The 19,118-nt window shown below is 56.9% G+C and carries 13 protein-coding genes and 1 other RNA gene; 5 read left to right on the top strand and 9 right to left on the bottom strand.

Features of this window, described 5'->3' with window-relative positions; all coding sequences use genetic code 11:
* Positions 1 to 115 precede the first annotated feature (115 nt).
* The 3 genes from CXK91_RS21735 to CXK91_RS21725 all read right to left on the bottom strand — a co-directional run bounded on the left by CXK91_RS21735 (position 116) and on the right by CXK91_RS21725 (position 6,313).
* Positions 116 to 3,712 carry a DUF4011 domain-containing protein gene (locus tag CXK91_RS21735; protein WP_258035667.1) on the bottom strand — a complete coding sequence of 1,199 codons (3,597 nt, stop codon included), beginning with the start codon at positions 3,710 to 3,712 and terminating at the stop codon, positions 116 to 118.
* A gap of 749 nt (positions 3,713 to 4,461) precedes the next feature.
* Positions 4,462 to 5,319 carry a hypothetical protein gene (locus CXK91_RS21730; RefSeq protein WP_103458074.1) on the bottom strand — a complete coding sequence of 286 codons (858 nt, stop codon included), beginning with the start codon at positions 5,317 to 5,319 and terminating at the stop codon, positions 4,462 to 4,464.
* 88 nt (positions 5,320 to 5,407) lie between these two features.
* Positions 5,408 to 6,313, bottom strand: a complete 906-nt coding sequence (locus CXK91_RS21725) for an ADP-ribosylglycohydrolase family protein (protein ID WP_336440733.1) — start codon at positions 6,311 to 6,313, stop codon at positions 5,408 to 5,410.
* A gap of 345 nt (positions 6,314 to 6,658) precedes the next feature.
* Here CXK91_RS21725 and CXK91_RS21720 point away from each other — a divergent pair, with 345 nt between their 5' ends.
* Genes CXK91_RS21720 through CXK91_RS21700 form a run of 5 tightly spaced genes read left to right on the top strand, consistent with a single transcriptional unit; the run spans position 6,659 to position 15,207 of the window.
* Positions 6,659 to 8,635 carry a type I restriction-modification system subunit M gene (locus tag CXK91_RS21720; protein WP_103458072.1) on the top strand — a complete coding sequence of 659 codons (1,977 nt, stop codon included), beginning with the start codon at positions 6,659 to 6,661 and terminating at the stop codon, positions 8,633 to 8,635.
* Positions 8,632 to 9,996, top strand: a complete 1,365-nt coding sequence (locus CXK91_RS21715; protein WP_103458071.1) for a restriction endonuclease subunit S — start codon at positions 8,632 to 8,634, stop codon at positions 9,994 to 9,996. Before CXK91_RS21720 ends, CXK91_RS21715 begins: the two co-directional genes overlap by 4 nt.
* Entirely contained in the window at positions 9,997 to 11,028 is a 1,032-nt protein-coding gene (gene rhuM / locus CXK91_RS21710) for a virulence protein RhuM/Fic/DOC family protein (RefSeq protein WP_103458070.1), read from the top strand.
* A gap of 41 nt (positions 11,029 to 11,069) precedes the next feature.
* Positions 11,070 to 14,267, top strand: a complete 3,198-nt coding sequence (locus CXK91_RS21705; RefSeq protein ID WP_103458069.1) for a type I restriction endonuclease subunit R — start codon at positions 11,070 to 11,072, stop codon at positions 14,265 to 14,267.
* Between the two features lie 28 nt (positions 14,268 to 14,295).
* Positions 14,296 to 15,207, top strand: a complete 912-nt coding sequence (locus tag CXK91_RS21700; protein ID WP_103458068.1) for a restriction endonuclease — start codon at positions 14,296 to 14,298, stop codon at positions 15,205 to 15,207.
* Between the two features lie 30 nt (positions 15,208 to 15,237).
* Here CXK91_RS21700 and CXK91_RS22640 read toward each other — a convergent pair whose 3' ends face one another.
* The 6 genes from CXK91_RS22640 to CXK91_RS21675 form a co-directional block, all read right to left on the bottom strand.
* Positions 15,238 to 16,035: a hypothetical protein gene (locus CXK91_RS22640; RefSeq protein WP_146048140.1), complete on the bottom strand. Its 798-nt coding sequence runs from the start codon at positions 16,033 to 16,035 to the stop codon at positions 15,238 to 15,240.
* Between the two features lie 38 nt (positions 16,036 to 16,073).
* Entirely contained in the window at positions 16,074 to 16,298 is a 225-nt protein-coding gene (locus CXK91_RS21695; protein ID WP_103458067.1) for a helix-turn-helix transcriptional regulator, read from the bottom strand.
* A gap of 73 nt (positions 16,299 to 16,371) precedes the next feature.
* A complete protein-coding gene (locus tag CXK91_RS21690; RefSeq protein WP_103458066.1) occupies positions 16,372 to 16,863 on the bottom strand; it encodes a hypothetical protein in 492 nt (163 codons plus the stop codon).
* Entirely contained in the window at positions 16,860 to 18,101 is a 1,242-nt protein-coding gene (locus CXK91_RS21685) for a tyrosine-type recombinase/integrase (protein ID WP_103458065.1), read from the bottom strand. The genes CXK91_RS21690 and CXK91_RS21685 overlap by 4 nt, the downstream gene beginning before the upstream one ends.
* Before the next feature lie 165 nt (positions 18,102 to 18,266).
* Positions 18,267 to 18,645: a transfer-messenger RNA gene (gene ssrA / locus CXK91_RS21680) on the bottom strand.
* 132 nt (positions 18,646 to 18,777) lie between these two features.
* The gene (locus tag CXK91_RS21675) at positions 18,778 to 19,074 is read right to left on the bottom strand and encodes a hypothetical protein (protein ID WP_003280841.1); all 297 of its coding nucleotides are present in this window, start codon (positions 19,072 to 19,074) and stop codon (positions 18,778 to 18,780) included.
* Between the last annotated feature and the right edge of the window lie 44 nt (positions 19,075 to 19,118).

The following is a 19,118-nucleotide window of genomic DNA, read 5'->3' as shown; positions in this document are numbered from 1 at the left end:
CGTACAGCCTCTCGCTTGAACTCTGGGCTGTAGCGTTGATACCTACGTTTGTCGGTCATGGGACACCTTCCTCTCTGACGGTATAGTCACATTCGAGGTGTCCGTAAAATCAGGGTCAGTTCAGATCTATTTCGGCCTTGCTGGTTAAACCGGCTAATGTCTGCTCCCAGACTTGCAGCACATTAGCTAGCTGTTGGCTCAGGCCGTTCCAGCCTGTGACGAGTTGTTCGGCCTGTTTGGTGGTGGCTGCCGAGAGCTGGGTCATCAGCAGGTGCCGTATCGACAGGGCCATAATCGGGCGAACGAACGATACTGTGTGGCGCCAGGCGATCAGGCGTCCACGCGCCTCAGCTAAGTTATCGAGGCGGGGTAACTCTTCGCCTTCAAGACACGCCAGTAGTTCGGCATTGTTCTGCAGCGCTGCGGCACGCTCCTGCCAGCTCTCCACGGAGTGGGCGAGCGCCAATACTCGGCCAGTTGTAGGAGCCTGTTCGCTAATAAGCGGCAGAAGGGTGTTGAGGGCGCTACCGATATCTTTGATGAGGCGCAGATAGAGGCCGTTGGGGGCCAGCAAGTCCTCGGATTTCAGTTGGTGCACATCTAACGGCAGCACGCTTTCTAATTCATCACGATGGGATAGTACGTCCGAGAGGTATTCCTTCAGCGCTCCGGCATCGCCAAGCAGGCGCTCCAGCACCTGCGCATTTTCCTTTAGTAGATACTCGGCAACCCAAACGTTGCCGCCGAACCCCCGGCCACACTTATCTCGCAGTGTGCGATACCAGTTGCGCAGGGCAATCAGATCGTCAGTTTTAGTTTCTGTATCTCTAAAATGCTCCCCGAGGGCTTCCCGATAACTTGAGTCAGTCGCTAGTCGGCTGCGGCTTTGTTTGTAGGAAATTCCGTCCGGGAGCATCTGGATAGCTGCTTTCAGCTTAATACCTGGTCGTACCATGCCAAGAATTTCTGCCTTGGCTGCGCGCCAACTGCTCTTGAACCAGCGAAATAGCGAGCTGTCTTCGAGCACTCGCTGCAGGTCTTCAAGTCTCGTGTGGTCCGGTAGCCGACCAAGTGTGAATACGCTGGCGCACTTTTCTTCGAGCTGTGTGATGCTGCTTATAAGCTCGCTGAGCTCAGGCAACATAATATCCAGTGCAGCTTCTTCGAAGCGTTTGTGGCGCCATTCCGACAAGGCAATGGGCATTCGCAGCAGGAGCTCCAGCAGGAGGGCGAGTTGCTCAATGCCGTGCTTGTCCGTCCTGAGCGACTGCGTGGCTGATGTCTTCGCAATGGTTTGAATCAGTAGTTGGGCTTTGGGTGCCTCGTCAATGATCTCTTGGGCTTTCTGCATCAACTCCAAGAGGTTATCCAGTTTCAGCTCGCTACGGTCATTGTGCTGCCGTATCTGTGCGCAGGAGTTTTTGATTGCTTCTAGGGCATGAGGAGAGTCAATTACGCTAGGGTGCAGAGCCTGGTTCAGCCCAATTTGCTCCTCCATCAGCTGATCCATGCCTTCTAGCCAAGCTTGTAGCGCCTCGCAGCTGGCAGCATCGAGTCGGTTGATCAAGTCCCAGTCTTCGTCTCCTTTGGGGATGGGCATCGCGGATAATGCACTGGCCAGCTGCTGGAGCGCTTTGGGCGAGAGCGATGCGACCTCAGGTGCTTTAAGGTCGGCCGAGGCCCTACCGCATGCTGCGTCTAACTCCTCTGAAGCCCCTATGGCCTTTTTCAGCTGGAGCAAGATGTCGGATCTTTCTAGCCCGCCTATTTGTGTCTTGGTGCAGCCAAACCATGGATGCGTTTCAAGCTGGCCGCTCTGGCCGGCCTCCTCGATGGTCTTGGTGTACACATGGGCGAAGTACCCAGCCTGCTCATGGACTTGATTCCTATCCAGGCTGGTTGCATCCGAGGGGTGGAGGTCGGCTGGACGGATCGCCAGGCTTTCCCGTAGGCGAGTGGCTTGCATTAGGATCTGATGAGCTGTGAGTCCGGTGTCGGCATAGAGGGTGTGCAACTGCCGGACATGCTCGTTCAGCTGCTCCTTCAACCGTTCGTAGTTCTTGATCAAATCATTCAGTTGGCCGGGCTTACGGTAGCTGCCTCGGTTGCTTAAGCGTTGTCCAATGCTGGCGGCTACTGCACTTTTCTGGCTTTTGTGGCTATGCAACTCCAGACAGAATTCCCCTAATCCTGCACGTGTGAGTCGATTTTTAACGACCTCTAGCGCGGCGCGTTTTTCCGCCACGAATAGCACCTTTTTGCCCTGTGCCATTGCTGCGGAGATCATATTGGTGATGGTCTGTGACTTACCTGTGCCAGGCGGCCCTTCGATCACCAAGTCCTCGCCGCGCATTACATCGACGAGCGCACTGTGCTGTGAGCTGTCCGCGTCATCGATCAACGGGTAAAGCTGATGAACTTCCTGAAGCTCGTCAATGGCATGCTCGGAGCTAAAAGTACTGGCAGCAAATTCGGGCCTTTGGCTATCTACGAGGCCAATTAGTCGCTGGACCAGACTATTCTGCAGTAACGCCTGGTTTTTACCTGGCTCCAGATCGAGGTACATCATCAGCTTGCCGAACTCGAACAAACCAAGGGAAGCAAAGCGGTGCAGCTTCCAATCAGGCTTCACTTCGAGAACAGTCTCCCGTACGCGGGCGAAGTACTCTTCTGGCAGGATATCGTCGGTGATACGTGGCAGTGCGATTCCGAAGTCGCGGCGTAGCTTCTCCCGGAGCGAGAGGTTGGTGAGAATGTCTTCGCCGGTGTACAGAACCTCATAGTCGAAGGTCGCTGTTTTGGAGTTGAGCTTCCCCTTCTCCAGGCGGACGGGCAGCAGCATCAGGGGTGCCAGGCGCGAGCTGTCTTTTCCGGCTATCGACTCGTCCCATTCGAGGAAACCGAGCGCTAAATAAAGAATGTTGGCGCCGGTTTCATCCAACGAGAGTCGCGACTGCGCGTGCAGAATCTGCAGGCGTGACTCAAGCTCGGCTGGGTAGTAAAGCGTTTGAATGGCATCGTCAGCGTGTTTCCCGCTAGGGGCATCCGATCCTGTTGGCAGTTCATAGCTTGTTTCCATGCCTAGGACCTGCGCCCACGTTTCCGCTGTTGGCGGTTTTTTCAGCTCGCTGACACTGCCGGTTTGCTCGTCGTATTTAAGGTAGCCGTGCTCGATCAGCTGTCGCTCCGTTGGCTCGGGTACCGGCGCGAAGCGCATCGTTTCTTCGGCGGTTAACGTCTCAAACAGATGATCGGGGAGCTCGTCGATGATCCGCGCGAAACGTTTGGACCGTGCGTGCGAAAAATTCAGGAGCCTGTTTCTAGCGCTGAGATCTAGCAGGCGGCTGCGAAGTTTCTCCAAGCTTTCTGGACTGTCGCTGGCAGCATCGTCGAGATCCTCCCAGTTGGATGGCTCGTCGGGTCGAGGTTGCTGACTGCTCGGTCTCCAGCTGCTGTCGACGCGGTACACCGAGCCGCCCCGACCGCTTCCTTTTTGCAGCTTGCCCTGGCCAATCAATTCTTCACGGACTGACCAGTAATCATCGTCGGCGATTCCGAAGTCGTGAAGTTCTGCTTTTTCTTCAAGCCGCTGTTTTAGCGTCTTGTTACCTACTGCCGTCCCGTCGCCGGGAACCAGGTCCAGTATCCAATCCTGTACGAGTTTCCGTTCATTGGCTGTCAAAGGCATGCTGGCCGAAGATTGCACTGTCATCTAACTCATCCATCGAGAAAAACGTATAGGTAGATGCAGACCGAGCTTGTCGCGTCGGGACAGTTAGGTAGGAGGGCGAAGGCTGGATGCGTTTGAGGCGCTGCTAAGCTTGCGGAGTCCATCCCTGGTGTCTTGCGGCAATACTGTGACTGCGTTCCCATCACAGTAGCGAGGTGCAAGATTGCGGTAAAGCGTGATGGCGCGTTAATAGCAGAAGTGCTGAGGATTTTTAGACGCATGGCTAAGCCAGCTTCCGGTTTGACCCATTTGGTTGCCTGCTATCGCCGACGGCTGATAGTTCGGTTTCGTTGGATACCGGCTTGGATACTGCTCGACCGAGAGCTTGACGCAAGTCGCGAGCACTAGGAATCCGTGTTAACTAGCTTGTTAACCTGCAGTTGTTAATCCTAGCGGTTGTCCCTGCCAATGGAAGTTTCCGTGCGTACCAAGCTGCGTACCGATCACTGCGTACCATTTTGACTATCGCGATAATGGTCACCCGGTGCAGTTACCGTAGCGAGTCGTCTAACTGAGCCGTCATGACGCTTCCGTTGCTGTCCTCACTGGCCAAAGCACGCTCCGGCCTACTCACACGACAACTACTCACTGCAGCCTTGTTCGTTGGTCGTGCCCACAAGCGCCTCAGCGTAAATCGACATTTGACGACCGAGGGCCACAGGCTTCCACAAACTTCGGAGTGAAGCCACAACCGGTGCAGTGGCTCGTTATGGTCAGGAGCTGAACTGCCGTCAAGCTCCTAAGCTCTGAAGGCCGTCAAAGCTAAAGCCAATATTAGCTGCGGTTATCTCCGATTTTTCATGACCCTGTTTGGCACGCCTGTTTAAAGCTATCAATCCCGCATAACGCAGGTATGCACCCGCAGCTGTAGCTTCCTGTTGGAATCTCTCCAGTACGAAGGGCGCAGGGGTTGTACGCGCAGGCCAGATGTCCACATGCAGCAGTACATGAAAAATAATGGTGCCTTTTTCAATGATCAGGCTGGGAATGTCGCCCCGGCTTTCGCCCATCCACTTGATCGCGTATCCCTCATCACAGAGCTGAAGGCTCAAAAATTCAATAGCATGGGTATAGGCCTCGGCCTTACTTATTAAGCCAGCGGTATTCCTAGGTTTCGACTCAGTCGGTCTTTCTGATTGCCTATTGCCAGAATGCTGAGCTCTGGACAGCAGTTCAGCATTGAGGAGATGTTTTTCGATGCGTTTGGCTTCAAGCCTGCGTTGTTCTTCCAATGTCTCAAGCCTTTCCTGTTCAGCAAAGCGCTCGCCTGCTAGGCGGATTGCCGGATTGAAAATTGCGGTAGCGGCAGCGAGCTCTACGGCAAGTTCCCTAGTGGCGTTGCGACACTCGGGGCTTAGTCCAGCGCTGTGGCCGTAGATATCTAAGAACCGAACAAGCCCGCTGGCGAGAATGAACTGGGCCTCTGGATCAGGGTGATTGAAAGTCCAGTTGCCAAGAGATGTTAGCCAGGCGTCCTCTGTCCTCATGTTGGCGGTCTTTATCAGACCTGAAGCCATCGTGGCTATTTGCCCGCCATCGCCGGGGTCGAGTCGCGTTGCATCCATCCATAGCCCAGCAATCTTTGCCATCCGGGTTCGTTCAGAGAGCCATCCAAGCATTCTTGTACCCTTATTTTTGAGTAGCTTCGTTTGCCGTTTCGAAATAGCAGACTGATAGTCAACTCGCTTCGTGTTGCTTCAGCTGTGCCAGCTGGTGAGCTATCCGCCGGATGTCTTCACCCCGGTACAAACTGCTAATCCAGTCCTCGGGGATCTGGCTGCTCCCGTAATACGCACCAGCTATCTGCCCACATATCGCAGCTGTGGTGTCCGCATCATCGCCAAGATTCGCGGCCGCGAGTATCGCGTCCCGGAAGTTGTCCGTATGCCAAAAAGACCAGAGCGCAGCCTCAAGGCTTTCCACCACATAGCCGGACCCAGATACTTCTGCTTCTGACGCATGGCGAAAACGCTGCTCGATGATCCGTTTCATTGTCTCCGGGGCGTCAAACTCAAGGCGAGCTGGGAACAGCTTAGCCTTGTCTCGTTCACCGGCTAACGCTCGTAACAATACCGACGCGAAATAGCGGCAACTGGCGAGACACTCTTCTGATGCGTGTGTAGTGGCCGATCCCAGGGCCGCATAATCCAGCGCTCGGTCCGGGTCGTTGAGGTAGTACATGGGAATAGGTGCCAACCGCATCAGCGAGCCATTGCCCGATGAGCTGGGGTCCGTTGAGCCGCAGTAAGGTTCGCCGGTTCGGTGAAAGCGGGTCAACGCTGCCGCAACGGTCTTTCCAATGCCGAAAGCATGTGGCCGGCACGAGTTGTGCCCCTGATCAGCCCATTGCCAGTACCGCTGCATCTGGTCGAGTGGGTCGAAGCCGTTACACTCGATCAGGCTTTCCGCGAGGCACAGCGCCATCGAGGTGTCGTCTGTCCATTCTCCTTTGAGAAGTCTGAATTTCCCGCCTCCAGTCATATCTGTTAATGGCGCAAACCGCCCCCGCGGCACGAACTCCACTGCTGTGCCTACAGCGTCGCCACAGGCCAAGCCCAGTAGACAACCCTCGTAGCGATCCATATTCACGTCCATAACCGTCCCTGACAAAACTGAATGAGCTCATAGGAGGGCTCGCCGTCACGTTCGCGACTCCCAGCCATGTGGATACTAAGCTGGATACCACCGTCGTGAGCATCCACGCTGTATTGCTTTGAGCAGGGAAGGGGCATGTGAATATTGTGGACTGATGCGTTCAGAGTACCTTCCAAAAGATGGCTATTTCGTGCGTACCACCTTGCGTACCAACTTTTGCGTACCAGTTGGTAGTGACAATGGCGTGGAAGGGATTGGGTTCGCATTAGTCTAATTCTTGGTGATCTCCTCGGGTTAAAGTAGCGGCTTTGCTCGATACCCGGGAGCTGTAGCGTGAACACGGAAAACCATTCCCAGACGGCCGCTTTTCTCTGGTCGATTGCCGACCTGTTGCGCGGTGACTTCAAACAGTCCCAGTACGGCCGCATCATCCTGCCGTTCACCCTGCTACGGCGGATGGAATGCGTGCTGGCTCCGACCAAGGATGAGGTGGTCAAGCAGACCTACGCGCAGGAAGGCCGTCCCGATACTGTGCGCGAAATGATTCTGCTGCGCGCCGCGGGCCAGCAGTTTTTCAACGCCTCGCCGCTTACTCTTGGCACCCTATCCGACACCCAGACCGCCGACGACCTGATGAAGTACGTGCACTCCTTCAGCAAGGACGCCCGCGAGATTTTCGAGCACTTTCACTTCGAGGATTTCGTTCAGCAGCTGGCCAGCGCCAACCTGCTGTACCAAGTGGTGCAGCGCTTCGCTGCCACCGACCTGAGCCCAGAGCGCATCAGCAACTTCGGCATGGGCATCATCTTCGAAGAGCTGATCCGCAAGTTCGCCGAAAGCTCCAACGAAACCGCCGGGGAGCACTTTACCCCGCGCGATATCGTGCACCTGACCACCTCGCTGGTGATCACCGGGCAGGACGGCAAGCTCGCGCCCAACAGCATCGTCACCATCTATGACCCGACTGCGGGCACCGGCGGCTTCCTCTCCGAGGGCGACGAGTACATCCAGTCCATCAGCGAAAAGGTCACCGTGTCCCTGCACGGCCAGGAGCTCAACCCCGAGTCCTACGCCATCTGCAAGGCGGACATGCTAATCAAGGGCCAGGACGTGGCCAGCATCAAGCTCGGCAACACCCTGTCCAACGACCAGCTCGCCGACAAGCGCTTCGACTTCATGCTCAGCAACCCGCCGTTCGGCGTGGAGTGGAAGAAGGTGCAGAAGCAGATCACCGACGAGCACAGCCACAAGGGCTTCGACGGTCGCTTCGGCCCCGGCCTGCCGCGCGTGTCCGATGGATCGCTGCTGTTCCTGCTGCACCTGGTCAGCAAGATGCGTGACCCGCGCGACGGTGGCTCGCGCATCGGCATCATCCTCAACGGCTCGCCGCTGTTTACCGGCGGCGCCGGCTCCGGCGAGTCGGAAATTCGCCGCTACCTGCTGCAGAACGATCTGGTCGAAGCCATCGTCGCGCTGCCGACGGACATGTTCTACAACACCGGCATCGCCACCTATGTGTGGATTCTTTCCAACCACAAGGCCGCCGTGCGCCAGGGCAAGGTGCAGTTGATCGACGGCAGCCAGCACTACGCCAAAATGCGCAAGTCGCTGGGCAGCAAGCGCCAGTACATCACTGAGGATCAAATCAGCGAACTGGTGCGCCTGTATGGCAGCTTCGAGCAAACCGCGCAGAGCAAAATCTTCCCCATCGACGCCTTTGGCTACCGCCGCATCACCGTCGAACGCCCGCTGCGCCTGAACTTCCAGACCAGCGCCGAACGCATCGGCAAAGTGCTGGAAGAAAAAGCCCTGCAGAAACTCGACAGCGCCGCCCAGCAACAACTGCTGGCTGCTTTGCACTCGATGGACTCCAGCCAGCTGCACCGCAACCGCGAGCAGTTCAGCAAGCTGCTGAAAAAAGCCCTCACCGCGCACAGCGTCAGCCTGAGTACGCCGGAACTCAAAGCACTGATGAGCGCCCTGAGCGAGCGCGACCCCGAGGCAGACATCTGCACCACCAAAGGCCAGCCGGAAGCCGACGCCGGCCTGCGCGATAACGAGAACGTGCCGCTGGGCGAGTCGGTGTACGACTACTTCCAGCGTGAAGTCATCCCCCATGTACCGGATGCCTGGATCGACGAAAGCAAGACCGATGCGCTGGACGGCGAGGTCGGTATTGTTGGCTTCGAGATTCCGTTTAACCGCCACTTTTATGTGTTCCAGCCACCGCGTCCGCTGGAAGAAATCGACCGCGACCTAAAAGCCTGCACCGACCGCATCAAGCAGATGATTGAGGGGCTGTCGGCATGAGTTTTCCAGCGTACCCCGCGTACAAAGAATCGGGCGTGAAATGGCTACCAGAGGTGCCTGAACATTGGGTCGTTAGACGAAACAAGCAAGCTTTTAGAATTGTGTCCACGCTTGTGGGGAGCAAGTCCAAAGATTTTCAGCTATTGTCACTTACTCTTCGAGGGGTGATTCCCCGAGATATGGAAAGCGGGAAAGGTAAATTTCCAGCTGAGTTCGACACATATCAAACAGTTGAGCCAGACGATATTGTTTTCTGTCTGTTTGATATTGATGAGACACCTCGCACGGTCGGAATTTCCAGCGACTACGGGATGATCACCGGTGCATACACGGTTGCCAGAGCCTTTCCGGCTGCGGACCCAAGATTTATTTATTATTGCTACTTTGCTATCGATTTACGCAAAGGGCTTAGGCCTTTTTATACCGGACTAAGAAAGGTTGTAAGACCAGAAACCTTTATGAATATTGAGCTATCGCTTCCTCCCCGAGGCGAGCAGGCAAATATTTGCAATTTCCTCGACCACGAAACCGCCCGCATAGACGCGCTGATCGAAGAGCAGCAGCGCCTGATCGAACTGCTCAAGGAAAAGCGCCAGGCCGTTATCTCCCACGCCGTCACCAAAGGCCTCGACCCGACTGTGCCGATGAAGGACTCCGGTGTGGAGTGGCTGGGCGAGGTGCCGGCGCATTGGAAGGTTTCCAAGCTTAGCCACTACGCACAAATCAAGACGGGGTTTCCTTTTCCGTCTGCATCTTTCTCTCATGACGAATCAGATGTGCGGCTTCTACGTGGGGCAAATATTGGAGTCGGCTCGCTTAAGTGGATCGACACCGTTTACTGGAGCCTCTGTGAGGGCGATAACCTTTCGAGTTATCTCATGGAGGAAGGGCAAATCGTGCTCGGCATGGATCGGCCATGGATCAGTGAGGGAATGCGGATCGCCCGAGTGACAAAAGAAGATATGCCGTGCCTGCTTCTTCAGCGTGTGGCTGCCATTAGCCCAATTGCAGAGCTTGATGACGAATATTTGTTTTGCTTGCTCGCGTCAGAGCTATTTAAGACATATGTAGAGCCTGATTTAACTGGGGTTAGCGTTCCGCATATCAGTCCTGAACAGATAATGAGTTTTCAGATATCAATTCCAGAAATTGACGAACAGCGCAGGATCAGCAGCTTTATCAGGAACCAACTCGATCAGATGTCCGCGCTATTTGAGCAGGCAAGCGAGAGCGTTGAACTGCTCCAAGAACGCCGTTCCGCCCTAATCTCCGCCGTCGTCACCGGCAAAATCGACGTGCGAGGCTGGCAACCACCGGCCCGCGCGCAAGCACCCAAAATAGAAGAAGCGGAGGCCGTGTAAATGGCGGACAGCCAGGAGGCGCCTTACCAGCCGGCCATAAGCCAGCAGATCCAGCTATTTACCTCGGCCGACGGCCAGGCACAGCTGCAGGTCGCGCTGGAGCACGACACGCTTTGGCTGAGCCAGGCGCAAATGGGCGAGCTGTTCGACACCACGCCTGAAAACGTCTTGATGCACCTGAAAAACATCTTCAGGGATGAGGAATTGGCCGAGCAGGCAACCACTAAGGATTTCTTAGTGGTTCGTCAGGAAGGTATCCGCCAGGTGCGTCGGCGCATCAAGCACTACAGCCTGGATGCCATCATTTCCGTGGGTTATCGCGTGAGTTCCAGGCGGGCTACCCAGTTCCGTCAGTGGGCTACACGGGTGTTGCAGGCGCATCTGGTCGAAGGCTACACCCTCAACCAGCGCCGTTTGGCGGAGCGCGGTATCGAGTTTGAGCAGGCGGTGAGCCTGTTGTCGCGCACCCTGGCCAACCAGCAACTGGTCAATGACCAAGGCCGGGCCGTGCTCCAGGTGATCGGCGACTACGCCCGCAGTTGGAGCCTGCTGCAGGGCTACGATGAGCAAAGCCTGCAGGAGCAGAGCGCACGTCAGACCGACATGCGCGCCCTGGAGCTGGATGATGTGTTGGCGGCCATCGCGCAGTTGAAGGCCACGCTGATGGCCAAGGGCGAGGCGACCGAGCTGTTCGGCCAACTGCGCGGCGATGGCCTGGCCTCGGCCATTGCCACCATCGAGCAAGGTTTTGGCGATGAATGGTTCTACCCCAACGTGGCCAGCCGCGCGGCGCATCTGCTGTATTTCGTCATCAAGAACCACCCGCTGGCCGATGGCAACAAGCGCAGTGGTTCGTTTTTGTTTCTCTGGTATCTGCAACTGAACCAGCACCTGCTGGCGCGGCCGGTGGAGCAGTTGATCAATGACAACACGCTGGTAGCGCTGGCGCTGTTGGTGGCCGAGAGCCTGCCTGAGCAGAAAGAATTGATGGTGCGCCTGGTGGAGCATTTCGTGCTGCTGAGGCCGCTGTAAAAAACAACACCCACATTGCCGAGAAGGGAGCAGGGAGCGTTATGGCGGATAGCCGGGAAGCCCAGTTTCAACAAGACATCATCACCGCCATGACCGCCCACGGCTGGCTCACCGGCCCGGCCAGCGGCTATGACCGGCGCACGGCGCTGTATACCGAGGACTTTCTCGGTTACTTCAAGGATGCCTGGCCCGAGCGTTGGGACAAGTTTGCCAAGGCCAATCCGAACAACCCGGACGAGGTGCTGGTACAGAAGCTGGTCCGCGAGCTGGAGCAGAGCGGCACGCTCGATGTGCTGCGCCACGGCTTCAAGCTGCCCGCGGTGAAGGTGGAGCTGTGCAGCTTCAAACCCGACCACGGCATGAACCCGGATACCCTCAAGCGCTACCAGTGTAACCGCCTGCGCGTGGTGCCAGAGGTGTCCTACTCACCCCATGCGCGGGAAGCCGGTGTGGGCGGGCAAAGCTACAACCCGCGTCTGGACCTGGTGCTGTTCGTCAACGGCATCCCCACCGCGACGCTGGAACTGAAAAGCGAGTTTAAGCAGTCGGTGGAAAACGCCAAGCGCCAGTACCGCTACGACCGCCCGGTAAAAGACCCGCTGACCCGCAAGCCCGAGCCGCTGCTGACCTTCAAGCGCGGCGCGCTGGTGCATTTCGCGGTCGGGCAGAACGAGGTGGCGATGACCACCAAGCTGGACGGCAAGGACACCTTCTTTCTGCCGTTCAACCTCGGTAGCGCGGAAGGCGGCGCCGGCAACCCACCGTCTGCCGACGACGGCCAATACGCCACCGGCTACCTGTGGCAGCAACTGTTCCAGCCGGATGCCTGGCTCAAGGTGCTCGGGCGCTTCCTGCACCTAGACAAGAAAACCAGCGAGGGCTTCGACGGTACGCTGACCACCAGGGAAACGATGATCTTCCCGCGCTATCACCAGTGGGATGTGGTCAACCAGCTGATCGAGACCACACACGCTGAAGGGCCGGGCAAGCGTTACCTGATCCAGCACAGCGCCGGTTCCGGCAAGTCCAACTCCATCGCCTGGACTGCTCACCAGCTCGCCTCGATGTACAGCGCTGACGGCCAGCGGCTGTTCAGCTCGGTGATCGTGGTCACCGACCGCACCGTGCTGGACAGCCAGCTGCAGAACACCATCTACCAGTTCGAGCACGCCCAGGGCGTGGTCCGGCCGATTACCCGTGACATCGGCAACCTGAGCAAGTCAGAGCAACTGGCTGAGGCGCTGGCCGACCAGGTGCGCATCATCATCGTCACCATCCAGACCTTCCCGGCGCTGTTCGATGCGCTGGAGAAGTATCCGAAGCTCGCTTCGGGGCGCTATGCAGTAATCGCCGACGAGGCGCATTCCTCGCAGACCGGATCTTCAGCGAGCAAGCTGAAACAGATTCTTGGTAGTGATGCGCTTGAGGCGGAGGAAATCAGCGCCGAAGACGTGCTGGACGCCGCTGTGCAGGCGCGCCAGCCGAACGAGCGCATCAGCTATTACGCATTCACCGCCACCCCCAAGGCCAAGACCCTGGAGCTGTTCGGCCGCGTGCCCGACCCGACGCTGCCACCAAGCGCCAGCAACAAGCCCGAGGCGTTTCATCTGTACTCCATGCGCCAGGCCATCGAAGAGGGCTTCATCCTCGACGTGCTGCAGAACTACACCACCTACAGCACCGCTTGGAAGATTGCCCACCCGGACGGCGAAGACGACGAGGTGGACTCGAAGAAGGCGCGCATGAAGCTGGCGCGCTGGGTGCGCCTGCATCCGTACAACATCGACAAGAAGGTCGAGATCATCGTCGAGCACTTTCGCGCCAACATCCTCCATCTGCTCAATGGGCAGTCCAAGGCCATGGTGGTGACCAGCAGCCGTCAGGAGGCAGTGCGCTACCAGTTGGCGGTCAAGGCCTACGTGCAGCAGATGGGCTACGCTGACGTGCATCCGCTGGTGGCGTTCTCCGGCAGCGTGTTGCCCGATGAGGTGATCCCCGAGGAAGTGACGGAAAGTAGCAGCCTGCTCAACGCCGGCCTGAACGGTCGCGACCTGGCGAAGGCGTTCGATACCCAGGACTTCAATGTGATGATTGCGGCCAACAAGTACCAGACCGGCTTCGACCAGCCCAAGCTGTGCGCCATGTACGTGGACAAGAAGCTGCAGGGCGTGGACTGCGTGCAAACCCTGTCGCGGCTGAACCGCACCTTTCCGGCCAAGCAGACCTTCATTCTCGACTTCTTCAATGAGGCGCAGGACATCCTCGACGCCTTCCTGCCGTACTACACCCGGGCCGAGCTGACCGACGTAACCGACCCGCAGATCATCTATGACCTGCAGAAAAAGCTGGACGCCGAGAACATTTATTACTGGCAGGAGGTCGAGGCCTTCGCCCTGGCCTTCTTCGACCCGAAGGCCGCCGCCAGCAAACTCAGCTACTACTGCCAGCCCGCCAAGGAGCGCTTCGCCAAGCGTTACGCCTTCAGCGTCGAGTCACGCCAGCAGGCGCTGGATTACAAACGCACCGCCGAGGCCAATGGCGACAGCGCCGGCCTGAAGAAGGCCGAGCACGCCCTAAAAGAAGCCGGTGAGCAAGTGGACCAGCTCGACCTGTTCCGCAAGAACCTGCAGAGCTTTGTGCGCCTGTACGAATTCCTTTCGCAGATCGTCCCCTATGAGGATCGCGAGCTGGAGCAGCTCTGCGTATTCGCCAAAAACTTGCACCCGCTGCTGCGCACGGACCGCCTAGAACAGGACGACGTGGACGTCGGCGAGCTGCAGTTGACGCACTACCGGCTAAGCAAGCGCGCCGAGCACCAGCTGCGCCTGAGCGAGGAGGGAGGGGAGTACACCCTGGACCCGGCCAGCGCGGTAGGCAGCGGGAAACCGCACGACCCTGAGAAGAAGCGTCTCTCAGAGATCATCGAGGCGCTCAACGATATCTTCGGTGCTGAAGTGAGCGATGAGGACCAGCTGCAGTTCCTAACCGGCATCGCCCAGCGCATTAGCCGCCAGGACGACGTAATGGCGCAGGTGAACAACCACTCAGTTGATCAAGTGATGCACGGCCTGTTCCCCAAACGCGTCCTGGATACCGTGCTCGACGCCATGACCGACCACGAGAAGTTGTCGCTGGAAGTGTTGGATAACCAGACTAAGAGTCGGGCGTTTGCACTGGTGATTTTGAAGATGCTGACGCAGCAGGCGGGCGTTGGTGAGAGCGGCGCGCGCGGTGCCTGAGCGCAGCCATCAGAGATAAGGAACGACGATGGCAATTCCGGATTTTCAAAGCGTGATGCGACCTGTTCTGGCCACTGTACGGAACGGTGTGCCGATGCCCCTCAACGAGGTGCGCGAGCGGGTGGCCGAGCAGTTTCAATTGACCGAGGACGAGCGTAAGGAGCGGCTGCCCTCCGGTCATCAGACGGTGATAAATAACCGTGTGGGCTGGGCTCGTACTTATCTGAACAAAGCTGGGCTGCTGTGCATTCCGACCAAGGGGATGGTTCAGATTACTCCGCGCGGCGTTGACGCTCTGACAAATGGGCCGGAGCGCATCACGGTTAGCTGGTTGAAGCAGTTTCCCGAGTTCGCGGACTTTCACACCGCCAAACCGCAAGCGCCTGACGCGCCCGTCTTGCTGGATGTTGCGATTGCCGAAACCACGCCTGACGAACAGTTGGCAGAGGCGCATCAAGCGCTGGTGCAGTCCCTTGCAGACGAGCTTCTAGTGCAAGTCCGGGCAGCTACACCCAGTTTCTTTGAACAGTTGGTGGTCGATCTGATGATCGCTATGGGCTACGGCGGCTCGCGCAAGGAGGCCGGCAAGGCGACCCAGGCGACCAACGATGATGGCATCGACGGGATTATCAAAGAAGACAAGCTCGGCCTCGACGTGATCTATCTGCAGGCCAAGCGCTGGGCCAACACGGTGCACCGTCCGGAGATCGATAAGTTCATCGGCGCATTGACTCGCCAGCGTGCACGCAAAGGCGTGTTCATCACCACCTCGGAATTCTCGGATGGTGCTCGTACTGCAGCGCTGGGCTTGGATATCAAAGTGGTGCTGATCGATGGTGTTGAGTTAGCTCGACTGATGGTGGAGAACAACCTGGGCGTGAGCGTAAAGCAAGTGTACGAGGTGAAGCAGCTCGACAGCGATTACTTCGCAGAGGAGTGATGGTCGCTTTTGTTGCTCGCCATCTAGTGGCTAGAGCTCGGCCGTCCATTCGTCAACGGTTTGGTCTTGCGGTCGTTTGAGTAAGGGGGCTGAGCTAGGCCCCGTGTCATCGCGATCCCTGATTACCGCTTTACCGCAGCTTCGATCCCACGTAGTTGATATTGGCTGAGAGGGCCGCCCTGTATGGCCTAGAGCCAAATTCTTATCCGGCGTGGTTATCCGGAAGTTATCCGGGGTATATCCGGATGCTATCGGTGAGCTATCCGGTAAAAACGCTTTCCTCACCAGGTCCGGTGAGACAGAAAGAGGGCTTATTGAACCTGCATCCATCCGTCCATCATCTCTTCCTTCCGTCAGGTTTGCCGTGAACAGTATATTTTTTAGGTTCCCCATGTAGTCATGAAATGAGGTAAGGCTTTTGGGAACAGCCAGCGGTGTTGATTTCCAGAATTTATAGAAGTGACTGCGGTCTCCAACATGGAAGTGCCCCTTCGGTAATGGCGAACCTTTCTTTCCTGCTTTGGTAGTACGGCTACGCGTAAGCGATACGTTGAAAACAACGTAGCTTGCTTCGTCATTTATCGTTGACCTGAACTGAAGGCTAACCCCGGGATGTTTGCCCTGATCGTAATAGCCTGTGGAGTAGCTGCGGTATTCGTATGCGTCTATTTTCAGCGTGGCCAAGATCTCGTGTAGCAGATCCGTCGAATGGTTCTTTACCCAATCTGGATCCACCTCTTTACCGTTGGGTTGCAGCACAACGAGCCGGCCAAATTCGATACTGACTTTACCTTTGCAGCTAAGGAATCGACCAATACGTGAGGCCATAGGCTTTTCAGGCTCTGATCAGTAAAAGGCAATGCGGATTACTCCGCATCACGCTCCTTGATCTTGCGAGCGAGCCAGGCATTCAGCTCGGCAACTACATAGTAGGCAGCAGCCTGACGGGTATCGCTGAATTTAATCGGCTTCGGGAAGGTGGGGTCTTTCTTGCGTAACTTGTCCAGGCCAGAGCGGGTCTGGCCAATAGCTTTGCAGACGTCGGGTTGGGGAATCAGGGCTTGGTTGATGCAGGGACTAACTGGGCGCATTTGAGTGGCTCCGTATGGGTACGGCGCACACAGTGGGGCGTTCTAGGAAGTTGGTCCAAACTGCATAAAGCGTTTATGGTGATATTGGATGCTCGGCGGCGAGCACTTGCAAGGTTTCATCTGGCAGGTCTAGCTCTTCAAGTGCTTCACGCCAATCGGCGCAAGCACGTTTGACAGTCATATCTGATATGCCGAGCAGCTCGGCCGCATCATTACTGCTGTCCTCCAAATTTAGCCCCTGCCTGAGTCGCAGGATGACGATCGCCGTTGCATGCAGATCGCGGGAATGGGTATCCGGGCGAGGGTACTTTCCTTTCTCCGTCTTGAGTCCAAAAGCTTGATCGGCACTTTTGCCCTCCATGATTTGGGCAAAAACATGCTTCATCAGTGAGTGGAGCAATGCCGGGTCAAAATCAATATCGTCCCGCATCCGCTCGTGGAAAAGCTCTATTACCTTGTGCGACAACTCGGCATCAAAATTACTCTTAAGATACTGAATGATGGTGTATAGCCCCTCAGGGGTTACCTGGTCCCATTTGCGTTGCTCTGGCTGTTCCATGTTCATGCCTTCCGCCTGATATCTACGATATTGCCAGATGCCAGCTTGTCGAGATGGTCGCCATACCACTGCATCATCACCTTGCGCTGTTCAAGATAGGTACTCTTGTCATACACACCTCGGACACCTTCCTTGACATGTGAGAGTTGGGCTTCGACGTGCTGAGAGTCGAAGCCATGTTCGTTGAGGATGGTGCTGGCAAGGTGCCGGAAGCCGTGACCAGTTTGACGGCCTTCATATCCCAGGCGGCGCAGAGCCATCAGAAATACGGTGTTGCTGCGAGGTTTGGTGCTGTTACTGCGTCCGGGAAACAACAGAGAGTAGCTGCCTGTGAGGTTATGCAACTCGCGCAAGAGTGCGACCGCTTGAGTTGGCAACGGCACCAGGTGTTCCCGACGGCGCTTCATGCGCTCGGCGGGAATTAGCCACAACGCGGCGTCGAGATCGAGCTCGTGCCAGCGAGCTTCACGCAGTTCTGAAGGTCGGCAAGCGAGCAGGGTCAGCAGCTGCAAGCCGATGCGTACATCAGGCGCGTGAGGATATGAGCGGATTGCTCGCAACAGCGCAGGCAGTTCTTCAAGGGATACATGAGCGAAGTTTTCAACGGGCTTGGTTAGCAGGAACTTATGCAAGCCTTCGAGCGGATTGTGGGCGGCGCGGCCTGTGACTCGAGCCAGATCGTAAACCTCCCGACACATACCCCGCACCCGACTGGTTTGTTCAACAATGCCTGTCTGCTCCATGGTGCGCAGGAACTTCATCCATTCCATTGGGGTAATGCCCCCGTAGGGTCTTTTCCCGAATACGGGGAAGACGTGTTTCTCCAGTGCGCCGATGGTGCGAACAGCCGTGCCTTCGGTCCAAGTTTTGCGCTTGGTGGCAAACCACTCCCGGGCCAAGTGTTCGAATGTGTTGTTAGCTGCTTCAGCCTCGGCCGCCTTTTTGGCTTGCTTGGTAGCCAGCATGCTTCCGTCCTTAGACGTTGCTTCTCGCAGATCGCGAACTTTTCTCCGCGCCTGTTCGCCGCTGAGCTGATGCTCTCCCTTGCCATAGGCACCGAGCCCCAGCCATGACCATTTCCCGTCCGGTTTTTTGTAGCGCAGCTGCCATGATTTTGACCCGTCCGGCTTCACCCGGAGATACAGGCCGTCGCCATCAAGCTCCCGATACTCCTTAGCGTCAGCTTCCAGGCTAGCCAGTACTGTATCGGCCATTGGACGCTTCCTGATCTGGCTGCGCTTCATATTTGTATCCCGTCGGTTCAATAATTCAGGAAGGATACATGCAGGGATACAGAAAGAGCAATGCTATGGGTGCGCATGTGGGTACATGTAGAAACAAGAAGCCCCGCACTAGGCGGGGCTTCTGGGGTGTCTCCAATCATGTGGGAACATGTGGAAACTTGCATTTGGTGGAGCCGGGGGGATTTGAACCCCCGTCCGCCAGCTCTCCGCTATCGGTTCTACATGCTTAGCCAGATCTACTGAGTTAACTCCGCGCCGCCCGATTGGCAGGGTGCTTGGAGCGAGCTGTATGAGTTTTAGCCGTTACGTCTACAGCGAACTTGGCGGCGATCCTGTTCTATCTGACAGTCATTTCGGGTTTACAGGCATCCCCTAGTGACCGCTGGCGCCGAAGCGACCAGATGAAGGTTAGGCGGCTAGCGCGTACCCTTCGTAGTTGTCGTCGTTGGCAACTATAAGTTTGCAACAGTTTATTTACGAGTTCTGTTACCAACTCGGCATGCCCCTCAAGTTTTGTTACCGGCGTCGAATCCTAATCGGCCCCTGGTGACGCTTGTGGTGCTGGGCGCGAGTGTACGGCGATCTTTACGCGCTGTCGATCAGTTTGTAGCCATGATGGTTATACAACGTACAGCTGGCCGCGGCAGGATCGCTGGTGCGACCCCGCCGCCTTGGCTCAGTTACCGGAGCCGGAGCCTGCAGTGCCGCTGCTGCCCGAGCTGCCCGGGCCTTTGAGCTCTTGCAGGGCTTTGGTGGAGTGCGCGATGCAGGCCTCAGTGTCACCGGACTGCTGAGCCTCGCGGGCTTGTTTGACGTACTCGTCGACTTTGCTCTTGGCCGGCTCACCCAGAGTGGCGGTGTTGGTGGCCATGTTGTCGTCGATTTCCTGCAGGTTGATCTGGCACAGGTCTTGTGCGAAGACAGCCGGGCTAGCGAGCAGTACCGCGGATGCAAGCAGTGCATGAACTTTCATTGTGGGGCCTCCAGTCTTGTGGACTTCCCGGGCCTGCCTGATAA

This window comes from Stutzerimonas stutzeri (assembly GCF_002909485.1).
In the GTDB taxonomy this organism is placed as follows: domain Bacteria; phylum Pseudomonadota; class Gammaproteobacteria; order Pseudomonadales; family Pseudomonadaceae; genus Stutzerimonas; species Stutzerimonas stutzeri_AH.
Note: the sequence above shows the minus strand (reverse complement) of the source record. Positions and strands in the feature narration are given on the sequence as shown.